At 64.8% G+C, this 14,563-nt stretch carries 15 protein-coding genes; 12 read left to right on the top strand and 3 right to left on the bottom strand.

What is annotated here, in order from left to right; genetic code table 11:
• The first annotated feature begins 22 nt into the window (after nucleotides 1–22).
• The gene (locus RZE79_RS20230) at nucleotides 23–1,747 is read left to right on the top strand and encodes a thiamine pyrophosphate-binding protein (RefSeq protein ID WP_319356337.1); all 1,725 of its coding nucleotides are present in this window, start codon (nucleotides 23–25) and stop codon (nucleotides 1,745–1,747) included.
• On the opposite strand, the gene RZE79_RS20225 is transcribed toward RZE79_RS20230, so the two are convergent.
• Nucleotides 1,713–2,006, bottom strand: coding sequence for a hypothetical protein (locus tag RZE79_RS20225; RefSeq protein ID WP_319356335.1), 294 nt, complete (start codon nucleotides 2,004–2,006; stop codon nucleotides 1,713–1,715). The genes RZE79_RS20230 and RZE79_RS20225 overlap by 35 nt on opposite strands.
• A 223-nt stretch (nucleotides 2,007–2,229) precedes the next feature.
• On the opposite strand from RZE79_RS20225, the gene RZE79_RS20220 reads away from it, so the two are divergent.
• Nucleotides 2,230–2,691 carry an AraC family transcriptional regulator gene (locus RZE79_RS20220; RefSeq protein ID WP_319356333.1) on the top strand — a complete coding sequence of 154 codons (462 nt, stop codon included), beginning with the start codon at nucleotides 2,230–2,232 and terminating at the stop codon, nucleotides 2,689–2,691.
• A gap of 40 nt (nucleotides 2,692–2,731) precedes the next feature.
• Here RZE79_RS20220 and RZE79_RS20215 read toward each other — a convergent pair whose 3' ends face one another.
• Both RZE79_RS20215 and RZE79_RS20210 read right to left on the bottom strand, forming a co-directional pair.
• Entirely contained in the window at nucleotides 2,732–3,181 is a 450-nt protein-coding gene (locus RZE79_RS20215) for an SWIB/MDM2 domain-containing protein (RefSeq protein ID WP_153283126.1), read from the bottom strand.
• A 155-nt stretch (nucleotides 3,182–3,336) separates the two neighbouring features.
• Nucleotides 3,337–4,266: a DMT family transporter gene (locus tag RZE79_RS20210; protein WP_319356330.1), complete on the bottom strand. Its 930-nt coding sequence runs from the start codon at nucleotides 4,264–4,266 to the stop codon at nucleotides 3,337–3,339.
• 35 nt (nucleotides 4,267–4,301) lie between these two features.
• On the opposite strand from RZE79_RS20210, the gene RZE79_RS20205 reads away from it, so the two are divergent.
• From RZE79_RS20205 to RZE79_RS20160, 10 genes are all read left to right on the top strand, one after another.
• Nucleotides 4,302–4,724 (top strand): gamma-glutamylcyclotransferase family protein, encoded by a 423-nt coding sequence (locus RZE79_RS20205; protein WP_319356328.1) that lies wholly within the window; start codon nucleotides 4,302–4,304, stop codon nucleotides 4,722–4,724.
• Nucleotides 4,725–4,929: 205 nt separating this feature from the next.
• Nucleotides 4,930–6,261, top strand: a complete 1,332-nt coding sequence (aceA, locus tag RZE79_RS20200) for an isocitrate lyase (protein ID WP_153283129.1) — start codon at nucleotides 4,930–4,932, stop codon at nucleotides 6,259–6,261.
• A gap of 329 nt (nucleotides 6,262–6,590) precedes the next feature.
• On the top strand, nucleotides 6,591–8,498 hold the full coding sequence (thrS, locus tag RZE79_RS20195; protein WP_319356325.1) for a threonine--tRNA ligase: 1,908 nt from the start codon (nucleotides 6,591–6,593) through the stop codon (nucleotides 8,496–8,498).
• A gap of 101 nt (nucleotides 8,499–8,599) precedes the next feature.
• Nucleotides 8,600–9,223: a translation initiation factor IF-3 gene (gene infC, locus RZE79_RS20190; RefSeq protein ID WP_319361234.1), complete on the top strand. Its 624-nt coding sequence runs from the start codon at nucleotides 8,600–8,602 to the stop codon at nucleotides 9,221–9,223.
• A gap of 153 nt (nucleotides 9,224–9,376) precedes the next feature.
• Nucleotides 9,377–9,580 (top strand): 50S ribosomal protein L35, encoded by a 204-nt coding sequence (rpmI, locus tag RZE79_RS20185; RefSeq protein WP_007832497.1) that lies wholly within the window; start codon nucleotides 9,377–9,379, stop codon nucleotides 9,578–9,580.
• A gap of 24 nt (nucleotides 9,581–9,604) precedes the next feature.
• Nucleotides 9,605–9,964: a 50S ribosomal protein L20 gene (rplT, locus tag RZE79_RS20180; RefSeq protein ID WP_007832499.1), complete on the top strand. Its 360-nt coding sequence runs from the start codon at nucleotides 9,605–9,607 to the stop codon at nucleotides 9,962–9,964.
• Between the two features lie 112 nt (nucleotides 9,965–10,076).
• Nucleotides 10,077–11,153 carry a phenylalanine--tRNA ligase subunit alpha gene (gene pheS, locus RZE79_RS20175; RefSeq protein WP_056579739.1) on the top strand — a complete coding sequence of 359 codons (1,077 nt, stop codon included), beginning with the start codon at nucleotides 10,077–10,079 and terminating at the stop codon, nucleotides 11,151–11,153.
• A 45-nt stretch (nucleotides 11,154–11,198) separates the two neighbouring features.
• On the top strand, nucleotides 11,199–13,640 hold the full coding sequence (pheT, locus tag RZE79_RS20170) for a phenylalanine--tRNA ligase subunit beta (RefSeq protein WP_319356305.1): 2,442 nt from the start codon (nucleotides 11,199–11,201) through the stop codon (nucleotides 13,638–13,640).
• A 2-nt stretch (nucleotides 13,641–13,642) separates the two neighbouring features.
• Nucleotides 13,643–14,017 carry an integration host factor subunit alpha gene (locus RZE79_RS20165; protein WP_319356303.1) on the top strand — a complete coding sequence of 125 codons (375 nt, stop codon included), beginning with the start codon at nucleotides 13,643–13,645 and terminating at the stop codon, nucleotides 14,015–14,017.
• A 73-nt stretch (nucleotides 14,018–14,090) separates the two neighbouring features.
• Nucleotides 14,091–14,549 carry a MerR family transcriptional regulator gene (locus RZE79_RS20160; protein ID WP_153286002.1) on the top strand — a complete coding sequence of 153 codons (459 nt, stop codon included), beginning with the start codon at nucleotides 14,091–14,093 and terminating at the stop codon, nucleotides 14,547–14,549.
• Nucleotides 14,550–14,563: the final 14 nt, after the last annotated feature.

Here is a 14,563-nt window from a genome sequence, read left to right as displayed (position 1 = left end):
GCAACTGAGGTTCGAATTTTTCATGAGTACATCACAACCCGCCGGCCACCTGATCGTCGAGTGCCTGGTCGAACAGGGCATGCAGGTCGCCTTCGGTGTGCCGGGCGAAAGTTTCCTGGCGGTGCTCGACGGCTTTCATGCGTACGGTGAGCGCGCACGCTTCGTGGTGAACCGGCAGGAGGGCGGCGCGGCCTTCATGGCCGAGGCGCACGGCAAGCTCACCGGAAGGCCGGGCGTGTGCTTCGTGACCCGCGGACCGGGCGCGACCAATGCCTCGATCGGCGTGCACAACGCGTTCCAGGATTCGACGCCGATGGTGCTGTTCGTGGGTGACGTCGGCAGCGACTTCCGCGACCGCGAGGCCTTCCAGGAAGTGGACTACGCCAGCTTCTTCGGCCCGAGCACCAAGGGTTTTGCCAAGCGCGTGGAGCGCATCGACGACGCCGACCGCATTCCCGAATACATCGCGCGTGCTTTCTCCACTGCCATGAACGGCCGGCCGGGCCCGGTCGTGCTGGTGCTGCCCGAAGACATGCTGCGCACCGAGACGGCCGCGCGGCCGCTGGCACGCGTGGAGGCGGTCCAGCCGTGGAGCGACCCCGGCGCGTTGCGCACGCTGCGCGAGCTGCTGCTGAAGTCGCAGCGCCCGCTGGTGATTGCCGGCGGTGGCGGCTGGACGACGCAGGCCGCGCAGGCGCTGCAGCGCTTCGCCGAGAACTGGCGCCTGCCGGTCACGAACGCCTTCCGCTTCCAGGACACCTTCGACAACCACCATCCGCTGTACGCGGGTGACGTGGGCATCGCCATCAACCCGAAGCTCGCGCAGCACGTGAAGGACGCCGACCTGATCCTGGCCATCGGCCCGCGACTGGGCGAGATGACGACCGGAGGCTACACGCTGCTCGAAGCGCCGAAGGCCAGGCAGACGCTGGTGCACATCCACGCGAGCGCCGAGGAGCTGAACCGTGTCTACCAGGCCGACCTGGCGATCAACGCCGGCATGAGCGCCGCCGCGCGCAGCCTCGAGGTGCTGAGCGCGCCGCCTTCGCTGCCGTGGGAAGACTGGACGCAGCAGCTGCATGCCGACTACGAAGCCTGGCTCGAGCCGCAGGCGCTCACCGGCATGCCGGCCGAGACGCCGCGCGGCGCGGTCGACATGGCGGCCGTGGTGGCGCTGTTGCAGAAGCACCTGCCGGCGGATGCGGCCATCACCAATGGCGCCGGCAACTTCGCGAGCTGGGTGCACCGCTACTTCCGCTACCACGGGCTCGCCAAGGGTGCGAAGACGCAGCTGGCGCCGACCAGCGGCGCGATGGGCTACGGCGTGCCGGCCGGCATTGCCGCGAGCATTGCGACCGGGCGCGTGGCCTTCACCATTGCGGGCGACGGCGACTTTCTGATGAACGGGCAGGAGCTGGCGACGGCCTCGCAGCACGGCGGCAAGAGCATCGTCGTGCTGCTCAACAACGGCATGTTCGGCACGATCCGCATGCACCAGGAGCGCGAGTACCCCGAACGCACCAGCGGCACCGCGCTGCGCAACCCGGACTTCTGCGGGCTGGCGCGCGCGTATGGCTACGCGGCCGAGCGCGTCACCGAGACGGCGCAGTTCGAAGCCGCGCTGCTGCGCGCGCTGGCGGCCGACACGGGCACGCTGATCGAGATTCCGCTCGACCCCGAAGTGATCACCACGCGCGGCACGCTGGCGTCGATCACGCGTGCGGCGAAGCAGCAGGCGCAGGGCTGAGCGTGGCGCGATGACGGGCCACCTCGTCGCGCAACGCGGGCGAGCGCAGTTCGAAGACGTCGAACAGGCCCAGCGCATCGAGCGTGGGGACGAGCGACAGCAGGTCGTCGCGGGCGATGCGGCGTGCGTCGGCTGGCGCATTGGCGTCTTCGAGCACGCGCGCATTCGCCAGGAAAGCGCCGACCGAGCCCTTGCGGACGGTGTGGCCGTCGATGACGGCGAAGTCCTGCCCATCGGGAATGATGTCTTGCGCTTTCATGGCGGTTCCTTGGTGGAGATGCGTCCGATGCTAGGCAGCGGGGCGCTGCTCGGCTTGCGGCGCGGGGCCAATCGATACCGCCCGCTGCGCCCATGCCGCGCAGAGCTTCGGTGCCACGTCGGGATGGAGCCTGCACATCGACGCATCGATTGCGGCGGCGCTGCCGGACGGGCCTCACGTCTTTGCCGCCACGCCGTTGGTGCGGGAGCTGCTGGCGCGGTTGATGTCGTTGGAGGCGTCCGATGCACTGCTGGAGCCCCGCCGCGCGCGCTTGGTGGGTGTGCTGATCGACGAGCTGGCCGCCGGTGGGCGCGAGTCGCTCCACTTGCCGATGCCGCAGGACCCGCGGTTGGTGGCGATGGCGAGCGCACTGGCGAACGATCCGGCGCTGGCCGACGGCCTCGACGAGTGGGCCGATCGCATCGGCATGGCCCGCCGCACGCTCACGCGACGCTTCGCCGCCGAGACGGGATGGAGCTTTGCGCAATGGCGCCAGCAGGCGCGCTTGCTGAAGGCGGTGGAGTTGCTGAGCCTGGGCGGGTCGGTGACGGCCGTGGCGCTGACGGTGGGCTACAGCTCGGTGAGCGCCTTCATCGAGGCCTTCCGCAAGCACTTCGGCTGCACGCCCGCGCGCTTCTTCGAGGCGGGTGGCGGCTTGCTGCAGGCGAAAAAAAAGCCCGCATGACGCGGGCTTTTTGACTCAGGAGCATGAGGCCCCCGAACGCTTACTTGACGTGCTTGCCAATCAGCGCTGCCAGTTCGAACATCGAAACCTGGGCCTTGCCGAAGATTTCCTTCAGCTTGGCGTCGGCGTTGATGTTGCGCTTGTTGGCCTTGTCTTGCAGGTTGTTCTTCTTGATGTAGTCCCACAGCTTGCTCACCACAGCGGTGCGCGGCAGAGGCGTCGAACCGACCACAGCGGCCAGTGCCGGGCTGGGGGTCAGGGCCTTCATGAACGCAGCGTTGGGGGTGCGCTTCTTGGCGGGAGCAGCCTTCTTTGCAGGAGCAGCCTTCTTCGCCGGTGCAGCCTTCTTTGCAGGAGCTGCTGCCTTCTTGGCGGGTGCCGCTGCCTTCTTGGCCGGAGCGGCCTTCTTTGCAGGAGCCGCAGCCTTCTTTGCGGGAGCGGCCTTCTTTGCCGGAGCTTTCTTGGCCGGAGCCTTCTTTGCAGTTGCCATGGTTGATTTCCTTTTTTGGTTGAACGTTCACCAATGAAAAACTTGCGTCTCCAGTGGCAGTGCGGATGCTAAATGAGAAAAAACGCGTTTCCAAGGGAAAAAGCGCTTTTTTCATTGGGAGCTGTTGTTTTTTCAGAGGGGAGAAGGGGCGTTGTTCACGTTCGTCGCCCAGGCCACGTCGCCAGCACCACGCCCACGAGCGCGATCGCGAACGCAATCAGCTGCGGCGAAGTGAGGTTTTCCCCGAGCACGAGCACGCCCACGAGCGCCGCGCTGACGGGCAGCAAGACAGTGAAGACGCCCGCTTGTGCCGCTGGTACGTGGCGAAGTCCGGTCATCCACAGCCACACGGTCCAGATGCTGGCGGCCAGTGCGTAGGCCACGAGCAGCGCCCAGGTGCCGAAGCGCACGGCGGTGAAGTCGAACTGCAGCGCGAACCAGATGCCGAAGGGCATCGACAGCACGAAGCCCCACAGGTTGATGAGCGAGGCGATGCGCTTGGGGCCCAGCTTGCCGGTGAGCGACTTGCCGATCACTGCGTAGGCGGCTTCGCAGAGCACCGCGCAGAAGACGAGCAGGTTGCCCAGCCACGGCATCGACGGCGCTGCGACCCCACTGCCGGTGGCGGCCGGCGCATGCGCAGGCGTGAACGCGAGCAGGCCGATGCCGAGCGCGGCGCAGCCGATGGCCAGGCCGATGCGCACCGTGATGCGCTCGCGCAGGAAGAGCCAGCTCGCCACCGCGACTGCCGCGGGGATCGACGCCATGATCACGCCCGCCGACACGGCACTGGTGAGGCTCACGCCGAACAGCATGCAGATCGAGAACAGGAAGTTGCCGAGGAACGATTCGAGGAAGACGAGCCCGCGCGTGCGTGCGCTCATGGGCGGCTCGTCGGGCGTGGGCTGGAGCCAATGCGGCATGGCGAGGGCCGCGATGCCGAAGCGCAGCCAGGCCAGCAGCAGCACCGGGAAGGCGGCCACCAGCGGCTTGGAGAGGGCGACGTAGATGCCGACGAGCGACATGCTCAAGGCCAGGCAGCCGTAGGCCACGAGGCGGCCGGAGGTGGAAGCGGCGGGGTTCAATAGACTGGGCGCTGGTTGTTGATCGGATGGATTCGATGATGCCCCACGTTCTTGTCTACGGCACGCTGCGGCGCGGCGGGCGCAACGACATCGCGCGCTACCGGCCGGCGCCGGTGTTTGTCGGCGAGGCCGTCATTGCGGGCACGCTGTACGACCTGGGTGCGTACCCGGGCGTGGTGCTCGGCGGGGCAGGGCGCGTGAAGGGCGAGGTCTACCGCATCGCGCCGGAGGTCGAGCGCGAACTCGACCGGCTCGAAGAAGTGGCCGACGACGATTCGGGCGAGTACATCCGGCGCAGCGTGCGCGTGGCGGTGGGCGCGCAATCGGTCGAGTGCCTGGTCTACGAGATCCATCCGACGCGCATCGCGGGCCGTCGCGTGATCCGCAGCGGCGACTGGATCGCGCATGCGGCGGAAACCGAAGGCGAAGCGCGCTCGTTTTCACAACCGAAAGAGTGATTCCGTATCGCGAAAAATCGTACTGCTGCGCCGCAATATTTTTTCTCGATATGAGAAAAATAATTTCTCATTGAGAAATATCTCTGTAAGTTGTTGATTTTGTTGATTCAAAAATATGTCTTCTATAAGACATAAGAGTCCGCAATCGGATTACAGTAACTTCACGGCCGCAACGCCAACCTTCAATCAACCTCACGGAGTGACCATGCCCCAGACCCTGAACGAACAACTGAGCCGCGAACAGCAAATTGCCGCCCTCGAAAAGGACTGGGCCACCAACCCGCGCTGGAAGGGCGTGAAGCGCGGCTACAGCGCCGCCGACGTGGTTCGCCTGCGCGGTTCGCTCCCCATCGAGCACACGCTGGCCAAGCGCGGTGCTGAAAAGCTCTGGGCCAAGATCAACGGCGGCGCCAAGAAGGGCTACGTGAACGCCTTCGGCGCGATCTCCGCCGGCCAGGCCATGCAGCAAGCCAAGGCTGGCCTGGAAGCCGTGTACCTGTCGGGCTGGCAAGTCGCCGCCGACGGCAACACCTCGGAAACGATGTACCCCGACCAGTCGCTGTACGCCTACGACTCGGTGCCGACGATGGTCCGTCGCATCAACAACACCTTCAAGCGCGCCGACGAAATCCAGTGGGGCCGCGGCATCAACCCGGGCGACAAGGAATTCATCGACTACTTCCTGCCGATCGTGGCCGACGCTGAAGCCGGCTTCGGCGGCGTGCTGAACGCTTTCGAGTTGATGAAGAACATGATCGCGTCGGGCGCTGCCGGCGTGCACTTCGAAGACCAGCTGGCCGCCGTCAAGAAGTGCGGCCACATGGGTGGCAAGGTGCTCGTGCCGACGCAGGAAGCCTGCGAGAAGCTGATCTCGGCCCGCTTCGCTGCCGACGTCATGGGTGTGTCGACCATCGTTCTGGCCCGCACCGACGCGGAAGCCGCGAACCTGATCACGTCCGACCACGACGCCAACGACAAGGCGTTCCTGACGGGCGAGCGCACGCAAGAAGGCTTCTACCGCGTCAAGAACGGCCTGGAGCAAGCCATCAGCCGCGGCGTCGCCTACGCGCCGTACGCCGACCTGGTGTGGTGCGAAACCGGCGTGCCAGACATCGGCTTCGCCCGTGAATTCGCGCAAGCCGTGCATGCCGCCTGCCCCGGCAAGCTGCTGTCGTACAACTGCTCGCCGTCGTTCAACTGGAAGAAGAACCTGGACGACAAGCAGATCGCCTCGTTCCAGGAAGACCTGTCGGAGCTGGGCTACAAGTACCAGTTCATCACGCTGGCCGGCATCCACATCAACTGGTTCAACACCTTCCAGTTCGCCCACGCGTATGCCAACGGCGAAGGCATGAAGCACTACGTGAACATGGTGCAGGAACCCGAGTTCGCCGCGCGCGACAAGGGCTACACCTTCGTGTCGCACCAGCAGGAAGTCGGCGCCGGCTACTTCGACGACGTGACCACCGTGATCCAGGGCGGCTCGTCCAGCGTGAAGGCGCTGACCGGTTCGACCGAAGAAGAGCAGTTCCACTGAGCTGCCTTCGCTGATCGCTGAGTGACGGCGCGTTGCGCTGTCGCCCCAAAGCCCGGCCCCGTGCCGGGCTTTTTTGTGGGCATTTCGACGAATGGGCGCGGCCTCACGGCCCAGGCAGGCAGCGGCTAGAATCGCCGACTCTGCACTCAACAAGAGCGAGAAAGGCACCTTGGTTATGACACCGCGAACTACCCCGCAAGGATTCAGCGGCTTTTTCTTCTTCGAAGGAAAGGGCCGGTAGCCCCGCGCTCGCTGGTTTTTCCAGCGCACCAACCAAGCAAAGCGCGGCATCCACCGCGCTTTTTTGTTTTTCTCCCCGAGGTTTTCACATGATCCAGATCACGCTCCCCGACAACTCGCGCCGCGAGTTCCCCGGCCCGGTTTCGGTGGCCGAAGTGGCCCAGTCCATCGGCCCCGGCCTCGCCAAGATGACGGTGGCCGGCAAGATCGACGGCAAGCTCGTCGATGCCAGCGACGTCATCGACCGTGACGCCAAGCTCCAGATCATCACGCCCAAGGACGACGAGGGCCTGGAGATCATTCGCCACTCGACGGCCCACCTGGTCGGCCATGCGGTGAAGCAGCTGTACCCGACGGCCAAGATGGTGATCGGGCCGGTGATCGACGAAGGCTTCTACTACGACATCTCGTTCGAGCGCCCGTTCACGCCCGAGGACATGGCCGCTATCGAGGCGCGCATGCGCGAGCTGATCGCGCAGGACTACGACGTCGTCAAGAAGATGACGCCGCGCGCGGAAGTCATTGAGGTCTTCAAGTCGCGCGGCGAGGATTACAAGCTACGCCTCGTCGAAGACATGCCTGACGAGCAGGCCATGGGCCTGTACTACCACCAGGAATACGTCGACATGTGCCGCGGCCCTCACGTGCCGAACACGCGCTTCCTGAAGGTCTTCAAGCTCACGAAGCTGGCCGGCGCCTACTGGCGCGGCGACGCCAAGAACGAGCAGCTGCAGCGCATCTACGGCACGGCCTGGGCCGACAAGAAGCAGCTCGACCAGTACATCCAGCGCATCGAGGAGGCCGAGAAGCGCGACCACCGCAAGCTGGGCAAGGAACTCGACCTGTTCCACATCGACGAAGTGGCGCCGGGCGTGGTGTTCTGGCATCCCAAGGGCTGGGCGCTCTGGCAGCAGGTCGAGCAGTACATGCGCGGCATCTACCGCGACACGGGCTACTGGGAAGTGAAGGGTCCGCAGATTCTCGACAAGAGCCTGTGGGAGAAAACGGGCCATTGGCAGAACTACCGCGACAACATGTTCACGACGGAATCGGAGAAGCGCGAGTACGCGCTGAAGCCGATGAACTGCCCGGGCCACGTGCTGATCTTCAAGAGCGATCTGCGCAGCTACCGCGATCTGCCGCTGCGCTACGGCGAGTTCGGCCAGTGCCACCGCAACGAGCCCAGCGGGGCACTGCACGGCATCATGCGCGTGCGCGGCTTCACGCAGGACGACGGCCACATCTTCTGCACGGAAGACCAGATCCTCGACGAATGCATCGCCTACACGGCACAGCTGCAGAAGGTCTACGCCGACTTCGGCTTCACGGACATCCTCTACAAGGTGGCGACGCGGCCCGAGAACCGCGTCGGCTCCGACGAGCTGTGGGACAAGGCCGAGCATGCGGTGATGGAGTCGCTGCGCCGCTCGGGCGTGGACTTCATCATCTCGCCCGGCGATGGCGCCTTCTACGGCCCGAAGATCGAGTACACGCTGCGCGACGCCATCGGCCGCCAGTGGCAGTGCGGCACGATGCAGGTCGACTTCAACACGGCCGAGCGACTGGGCGGCGAGTACGTCACGGAATCGAGTGGCCGCGCCCACCCTGTGATGCTGCACCGCGCCATCGTCGGCAGTCTCGAGCGCTTCATCGGCATGCTCATCGAACACCACTCCGGCGCGATGCCCGCATGGCTCGCTCCGGTGCAGGTAGCGGTGCTCAATATCAGCGAAGGGCAGGCCGATTACGCTGCGCAAGTTGCGAAAACGCTGCAAAATCAAGGGCTTAGAGTTCAGCTTGATCTGCACAACGAAAAGATTACGTATAAAATACGGAAGCATTCGTTGCAAAAGCTCCCTTACATCCTCGTCGTGGGTGACAAGGAAAAGGAAGCAGGTGCCGTCGCAGTGCGCGCCCGGGGCAATCAAGACCTCGGTGCAATGTCCCTCGAATCGTTCACGCAACGGCTCGTCCAGGACGTTGCTGACAAGCGTTGATTTGTCTCTGAAACACCCCATATGTTTCTCTGCCAAGTCGTGCCGCCTGTCCGCGAAGACTGAGCGGCGATCGCTACAGATTTTGTAGCAAACTTTGAAGGATTCTGACCATCGCTACTGCATTTCGCGACCGCCGCCACCGCGAGGAACGCCAACACCGCCTGAACCGGGAAATCATGGCCCCGGAAGTCCGCCTGGTCGGCCCGGAAAACGAGCCATTGGGTGTCATGAGCCTTTCCGAAGCCTTGCGCCTTGCGGGTGAGGCCGACGTGGATCTGGTGGAGGTCGTTGCTGCGGCCAATCCGCCCGTGTGCCGCCTGATCGAGTACGGAAAGTTCAAGTACCACGAGCAGAAGAAGGCAGCCGAGGCGAAGTCGAAGCAGAAGGTCATCGAGGTCAAGGAAATCAAGTTCCGGCCCGGTACCGACGATGGCGACTACAACATCAAGATGCGCAACATCAAGCGCTTTCTTGAAGAGGGCGACAAATGCAAGATCACGCTGCGCTTCCGCGGCCGCGAGATCACGCACCAGGAGCTCGGTCTGGCACTCTTGCAGCGCATTCGCGACGAACTGGGCGACACGATCATGGTCGAGCAGTTCCCGAAGCTGGAAGGCCGTCAGATGATCATGATGATCGCGCCGGGCCGCAAGAAGGTTGGCAGCGCGGCGCCGAAGCCGGCAGCAGATGCTGCGCCGACGGCGGCGCCCACGGCAACCGCCTGAGGCATTTGCAGTAGACGGGTTTTGAAGGGATTTCGCCTTGGCCCGCATTTCGAAAGAAGTGCAGGCGGGGGCGAGATAAAGAAGTGTCTCGGGGCCAACAAGTCCGTGGAGTATCCGCGGCGCCTCACGAGCACAAACTAAAGGAGCATTCATATGCCCAAAATGAAGACCAAGAGCAGCGCGAAAAAACGTTTCCGCGTTCGTCCCGGTGGCACCGTCAAGCGCGGTCAAGCCTTCAAGCGTCACATCTTGACGAAGAAGACCACCAAGAACAAGCGTCACCTCCGTGGTGCAGTCGCAGTGCATGAAACCAACATGGTTTCTGTCGCCGCCATGCTGCCCGGCCGTGGCATTTAATTCAGACGAACAAGGAGTAAACACATGCCTCGCGTCAAACGTGGTGTAACGGCTCGCGCCCGCCACAAAAAAGTTCTCGCACTCGCCAAGGGTTTTCGCGGTCGCCGCGGTAATGTCTTCCGCGTCGCCAAACAGGCGGTGATGAAGGCTGGGCAATACGCCTACCGTGACCGTCGTACCAAGAAGCGCGTGTTCCGTCAGCTGTGGATTGCGCGTATCAACGCCGCCTCGCGTGAACTGGGCCTGACCTACAGCCAGTTCGCCAACGGCATCCGCAAGGCGGGTATCGAGATCGACCGCAAGATGCTTGCGGACATCGCCGTGCACGACAAGGCCGCTTTTGCCGGCATCGTGGAGCAGGTCAAGGCCAAGCTGGCTGCTTGATTTTGCACAGCAGGTCGCCGTCTCCGGACGGCTTCTTGCGCCCACGGCTCAAGGGCTGGCGCTTGAAAAGGCTCCAGCTCTTTTTTATTTCCCCTCGAAGATTTTTGTTGCTATGAACGAGTTGGACTCCCTGGTCGACACCGCACGCGCCGCCTTCGCTGAAGCGAAAACGCCCGCAGAGCTCGAAAACGCCAAGGCCCAGTTCCTTGGCAAGTCGGGCCGCATCACCGAGCTGATGAAGGGCATGGCGGCGCTGAGTGTCGAAGAGAAGAAGTCCCGCGGCGCCGCGATCAACGTCGGCAAGCAGGCCATCGAGGCCGCACTGACCGACCGTCGCCAGCAACTCGCCGACGAAGAACTCTCGTTGCAATTGCGCGCCGAAGCGCTCGACGTGAGCCTGCCCGGCCGCCACCGCGCCGGCGGCGGACTGCACCCCGTGAGCCGCACGCTGGAGCGCATCGAAGAAATCTTCTCGAGCATGGGCTTCGACGTTGCCGACGGCCCCGAGATCGAGAGCGACTGGCACAGCTTCACCTCGCTGAACAACCCGCCGAACCACCCGGCGCGTTCGATGCAGGACACCTTCTACGTCGACCTCAAGGGCGACGACGGCATTCCTTACAACCTGCGTCCGCACACCAGCCCGATGCAGGTGCGCTACGCCCACCAGCACACCAAGAAGTACGCGGCTGAGTTCGCCGCTGCTGCCGCCGACACCACCGGCACCGTGAAGGCGCCCGAGATCCGCGTGATCGCACCGGGCCGCACCTACCGCGTCGACAGCGACGCCACCCACTCGCCCATGTTCCACCAGTGCGAAGGCCTGTGGCTCGGCGAGAACGTGAGCTTCAAGGACCTGAAGGTCGTCTTCACCGACTTCTGCCGCACCTTCTTCGAGCGCGACGACCTCGTGCTGCGCTTCCGCCCGAGCTTCTTCCCGTTCACCGAGCCGAGCGCCGAGATCGACATCCAGTTCGCGAGCGGCCCGCTGGCCGGCCGCTGGCTCGAAGTCGCCGGCTCGGGTCAGGTGCACCCGAACGTCGTGCGCAACATGGGCCTGGACCCCGAGCGCTACATCGGCTTCGCCTTCGGCATGGGCCCCGACCGGCTCACCATGCTGCGCTACGGCGTGAACGACCTGCGCCTCTTCTTCGACGGCGACCTGCGTTTTCTCTCGCAGTTCCAGTAAGCACGCCCCCTCCACAGATAGAAAAACCAGATCGAGATCGAAGAGATGCAATTCCCGGAATCCTGGCTGCGCGAGTTCTGCAACCCGCCCCTCGACAGCGCCGCACTGGCCGAAACGCTCACCATGGGCGGCTTCGAGGTTGAAGAGCGCCGTCCGGTGGCGCCGCCTTTCACGCGCATCGTGGTCGGCGAAATCAAGGAAGCCGAGCAGCACCCGAACGCCGATCGCTTGCGCGTGTGCCAAGTCGATGTGGGGCAGGGCGCGTTGCTGAACATCGTGTGCGGTGCGCCCAATGCGCGCGTCGGCATCAAGGTGCCGTGCGCCCTCGTCGGCGCCGAACTGCCGCCGGGTGAAGACGGCAAGCCCTTCCTCATCAAGCTGGGCAAGCTGCGCGGCGTCGAGAGCCAGGGCATGCTGTGCTCGGCACGCGAACTGAAGCTGAGCGAAGACCACGGCGGCCTGCTCGAACTCGACGCCGATGCACCCGTCGGCGCCGACGTGCGCGACGTGCTCAAGCTCGACGACGCACTGCTCACCCTCAAGCTCACGCCCAACCTGGCACACGGCCTCAGCGTGTACGGCGTGGCGCGCGAACTCGCAGCGCTCACCGGCGCACCGCTGAAGACGCCGGCCATCGTGCCCGTGGCCGCGTCGTTCGCCGACGTGCTGCCGGTCAAGGTCGAAGCGCCTGACCTGTGCGGTCGTTTCTCCGGTCGCATCGTGCGCGGCGTGAACACCAAGGTCGCCACGCCTACCTGGATGGTCGAGCGCCTCGCGCGATGCGGCCAGCGCAGCGTGACGCCGCTGGTCGACATCTCGAACTACGTGATGTTCGAGTACGGCCAGCCCAGCCACATCTTCGACCTCGACAAGATCCATGGCGGCCTCACGGTGCGCTGGGGCAAGGCGGGCGAACAGCTCAAGCTGCTCAACGGCACGACGATCACCGTCGACGAAAAAGTCGGTGTGATCTCCGACGACCGCGAAGTCGAATCGCTCGCCGGCATCATGGGCGGCGACGCCACCTCGGTGTCCGACGACACGCGCAACATCTACGTCGAGGCCGCCTTCTGGTGGCCCGAGGCCGTGCAAGGCCGTTCGCGCCGCTTCAACTTCTCGACCGATGCCGGCCATCGCTACGAGCGCGGTGTCGACCCGAGCCGCACGGTGCAGATCATCGAGCGCATCACGCAACTGATCGTCGAGATCTGCGGCGGTGAAGCGGGCCAGATGGACGACCAGACCTTGCGCCTGCCCGAAGCCGCGCCCGTCACGCTGCGCGTGGCCCGCGCGGCGCGCGTCATCGGCATGCCGCTGACGCAGGCGCAATGCGCCGACGCGCTCAACCGCCTTGGCTTCGCCCTCGTCGAAGGCGAAGGCACGTTGACCGTCACGCCGCCGCCGCACCGCTTCGACCTGCTGATCGAAGAAGACCTGATCGAAGAAGTGGCGCGCCTGATCGGCTTCAACAACCTGCCGACCACCGCACCGCTCGCGCCCATCACCGCCCGCGTGCGGCCCGAAGCGCAGCGCAGCCGCTTCGCGGTGCGTCGCAGCATTGCAGCGCTGGGCTACCAGGAAACCATCAACTTCAGCTTCGTCGAAGCGCATTGGGAGCAGGACCTCGCGGGCAATGCCAACCCGGTCAAGCTGCTGAACCCCATTGCGAGCCAGATGAGCGTCATGCGCTCGTCGCTGCTCGGTTCGCTGCTGCAGGTGCTCAAGTTCAACCTCGACCGCAAGGCACCGCGCGTGCGCGTGTTCGAACTGGGCCGCGTGTTCCTGCGCGACGACACCGTCGTCACCACCGACAGCACCGTGCGCGGTGTGAACCAGCCCATGCGCGTGGCCGGTCTCGCCTGGGGCGATGCCGAAGCGTCGCGCTGGGACGGCAAGCCGCAGCGCGCCGACTTCTACGACGTCAAGGGCGACGTCGAAGCGCTGCTCGCGCCGCGCGTGCCGACCTTCGAGGCGGCCGAGCATCCGGCGCTGCACCCCGGCCGTTCGGCCCGTGTGCTGCTGGACGGCCAGGCCGTCGGCTTTATCGGCGAGCTGCACCCGCGCTGGCGCCAGAAGTGGGACTTCACCCAGGCGCCCGTGCTGTTTGAGCTGGACCTCGACGCCGTCACGGCGCGGGCCGTGCCCGTGGCGCAGCCGGTGCCCAAGCTCCAGGCTGTCGAGCGCGACATCGCGGTCGTCGTGGCCGAAGCGGTGTCGCACGATGCGCTGATGCAGGCCATCCGTGCGGGCGCGTCCGCCTCGGGCCTGCTGCGCGATGCGACGCTGTTCGACATCTACCGTCCGCAGCCCTTGCGTGAAGGCGCAGTCGCCGCGCCGGGTGCGTTGGCACCGGGCGAGAAGAGCATGGCCGTGCGCCTGACCTTCCAGAGCGATGCCGCCACGCTGACGGACGAGCAGGTCGAACCTGCTGTCCGTGCAATCGTCGAACAACTGGGCGCCACCCTGGGCGGCCGCTTGAGGGGATGAAGATGAACGCCGCCGAATTCACGCTCGAAGCCCTCGAAACGCCGGCGCTCACCAAGGCGCACCTGGCCGACCTGCTGTTCGAGCAGATCGGCCTGAACAAGCGTGAGTCGAAGGACATGGTGGAGGCGTTCTTCGAGCTCGTCGCCAGCAGCCTGATCGAGGGCACGGACGTGAAGATCTCGGGCTTCGGCAACTTCCAGATCCGCGTGAAGGCGCCGCGTCCGGGGCGCAACCCGCGCACCGGTGAGGCCATTCCGATCGGCGAACGCCGCGTGGCGACCTTCCATGCGAGCGCGAAGCTCAAGGAGCAGATCCAGGGCAGCATCGAGCCGCAGGACGGCACTTCCGAAGTCGAGTGGAGCCTGGGCGCGGAATAGTGCTTGGTGCTGTGCTGCCGCGTAGAGTAATCTATGAGGTTTCCCGCGCACAGTCTTGATTTCAATGGAAATAATGGAGAAAGCGCTCCCGCCGATTCCAGTCAAACGCTACTTCACCATCGGTGAGGTCGGCGAGCTTTGCGGTGTGAAGCCGCACGTGCTGCGCTATTGGGAGCAGGAGTTCACGCAGCTTCGCCCGATGAAGCGGCGCGGCAATCGTCGCTACTACCAGCACCATGAAGTGCTGATGATCCGCCGCATCCGCGACCTGCTCTACGACCAGGGCTTCACCATCAGCGGTGCGCGCAACAAGCTGCAGGAACTCACGCAGGGCGAGCGCGATCGCCGCAAGGCAGGCGAAGTGCCGCTCGAAGGCCTGGAGGCCATCGAGATCGGTCAGGAGGAATTCGACGCTGCCGTGCAGGACGAGCCCGGGGCTGCAGCGACCACGCAGACCGTCGACCTGTCGCAGTTGTTGCACCTTCGCCGCGAGCTTTTTGAAATTCGTGAGCTGCTGACTGTCGGACACTGAATTTAGCCCGCTAT

Origin of the sequence: Variovorax sp. EBFNA2, from assembly GCF_033802765.1 — a bacterium.
Taxonomy (GTDB): domain Bacteria; phylum Pseudomonadota; class Gammaproteobacteria; order Burkholderiales; family Burkholderiaceae_C; genus Variovorax; species Variovorax paradoxus_H.
This window is presented reverse-complemented; position numbering and strand designations above follow the sequence as displayed.

Bases quoted from the DNA above. Each gene is read 5' to 3' on its own strand.
- RZE79_RS20230 (WP_319356337.1), top strand. From the start codon at position 23: ATGAGTACATCACAACCCGCCGGCCACCTGATCGTCGAGTGCCTGGTC.
- pheT (WP_319356305.1), top strand. From the start codon at position 11,199: ATGCAATTCCCGGAATCCTGGCTGCGCGAGTTCTGCAACCCGCCCCTC.
- RZE79_RS20215 (WP_153283126.1), bottom strand. From the start codon at position 3,181: ATGGCAACTGCAAAGAAGGCTCCGGCCAAGAAAGCTCCGGCAAAGAAG.
- RZE79_RS20160 (WP_153286002.1), top strand. From the start codon at position 14,091: ATGGAGAAAGCGCTCCCGCCGATTCCAGTCAAACGCTACTTCACCATC.
- RZE79_RS20165 (WP_319356303.1), top strand. From the start codon at position 13,643: ATGAACGCCGCCGAATTCACGCTCGAAGCCCTCGAAACGCCGGCGCTC.
- RZE79_RS20205 (WP_319356328.1), top strand. From the start codon at position 4,302: ATGATGCCCCACGTTCTTGTCTACGGCACGCTGCGGCGCGGCGGGCGC.
- pheS (WP_056579739.1), top strand. From the start codon at position 10,077: ATGAACGAGTTGGACTCCCTGGTCGACACCGCACGCGCCGCCTTCGCT.
- rplT (WP_007832499.1), top strand. From the start codon at position 9,605: ATGCCTCGCGTCAAACGTGGTGTAACGGCTCGCGCCCGCCACAAAAAA.
- thrS (WP_319356325.1), top strand. From the start codon at position 6,591: ATGATCCAGATCACGCTCCCCGACAACTCGCGCCGCGAGTTCCCCGGC.
- aceA (WP_153283129.1), top strand. From the start codon at position 4,930: ATGCCCCAGACCCTGAACGAACAACTGAGCCGCGAACAGCAAATTGCC.
- RZE79_RS20220 (WP_319356333.1), top strand. From the start codon at position 2,230: ATGTCGTTGGAGGCGTCCGATGCACTGCTGGAGCCCCGCCGCGCGCGC.
- rpmI (WP_007832497.1), top strand. From the start codon at position 9,377: ATGCCCAAAATGAAGACCAAGAGCAGCGCGAAAAAACGTTTCCGCGTT.
- RZE79_RS20225 (WP_319356335.1), bottom strand. From the start codon at position 2,006: ATGAAAGCGCAAGACATCATTCCCGATGGGCAGGACTTCGCCGTCATC.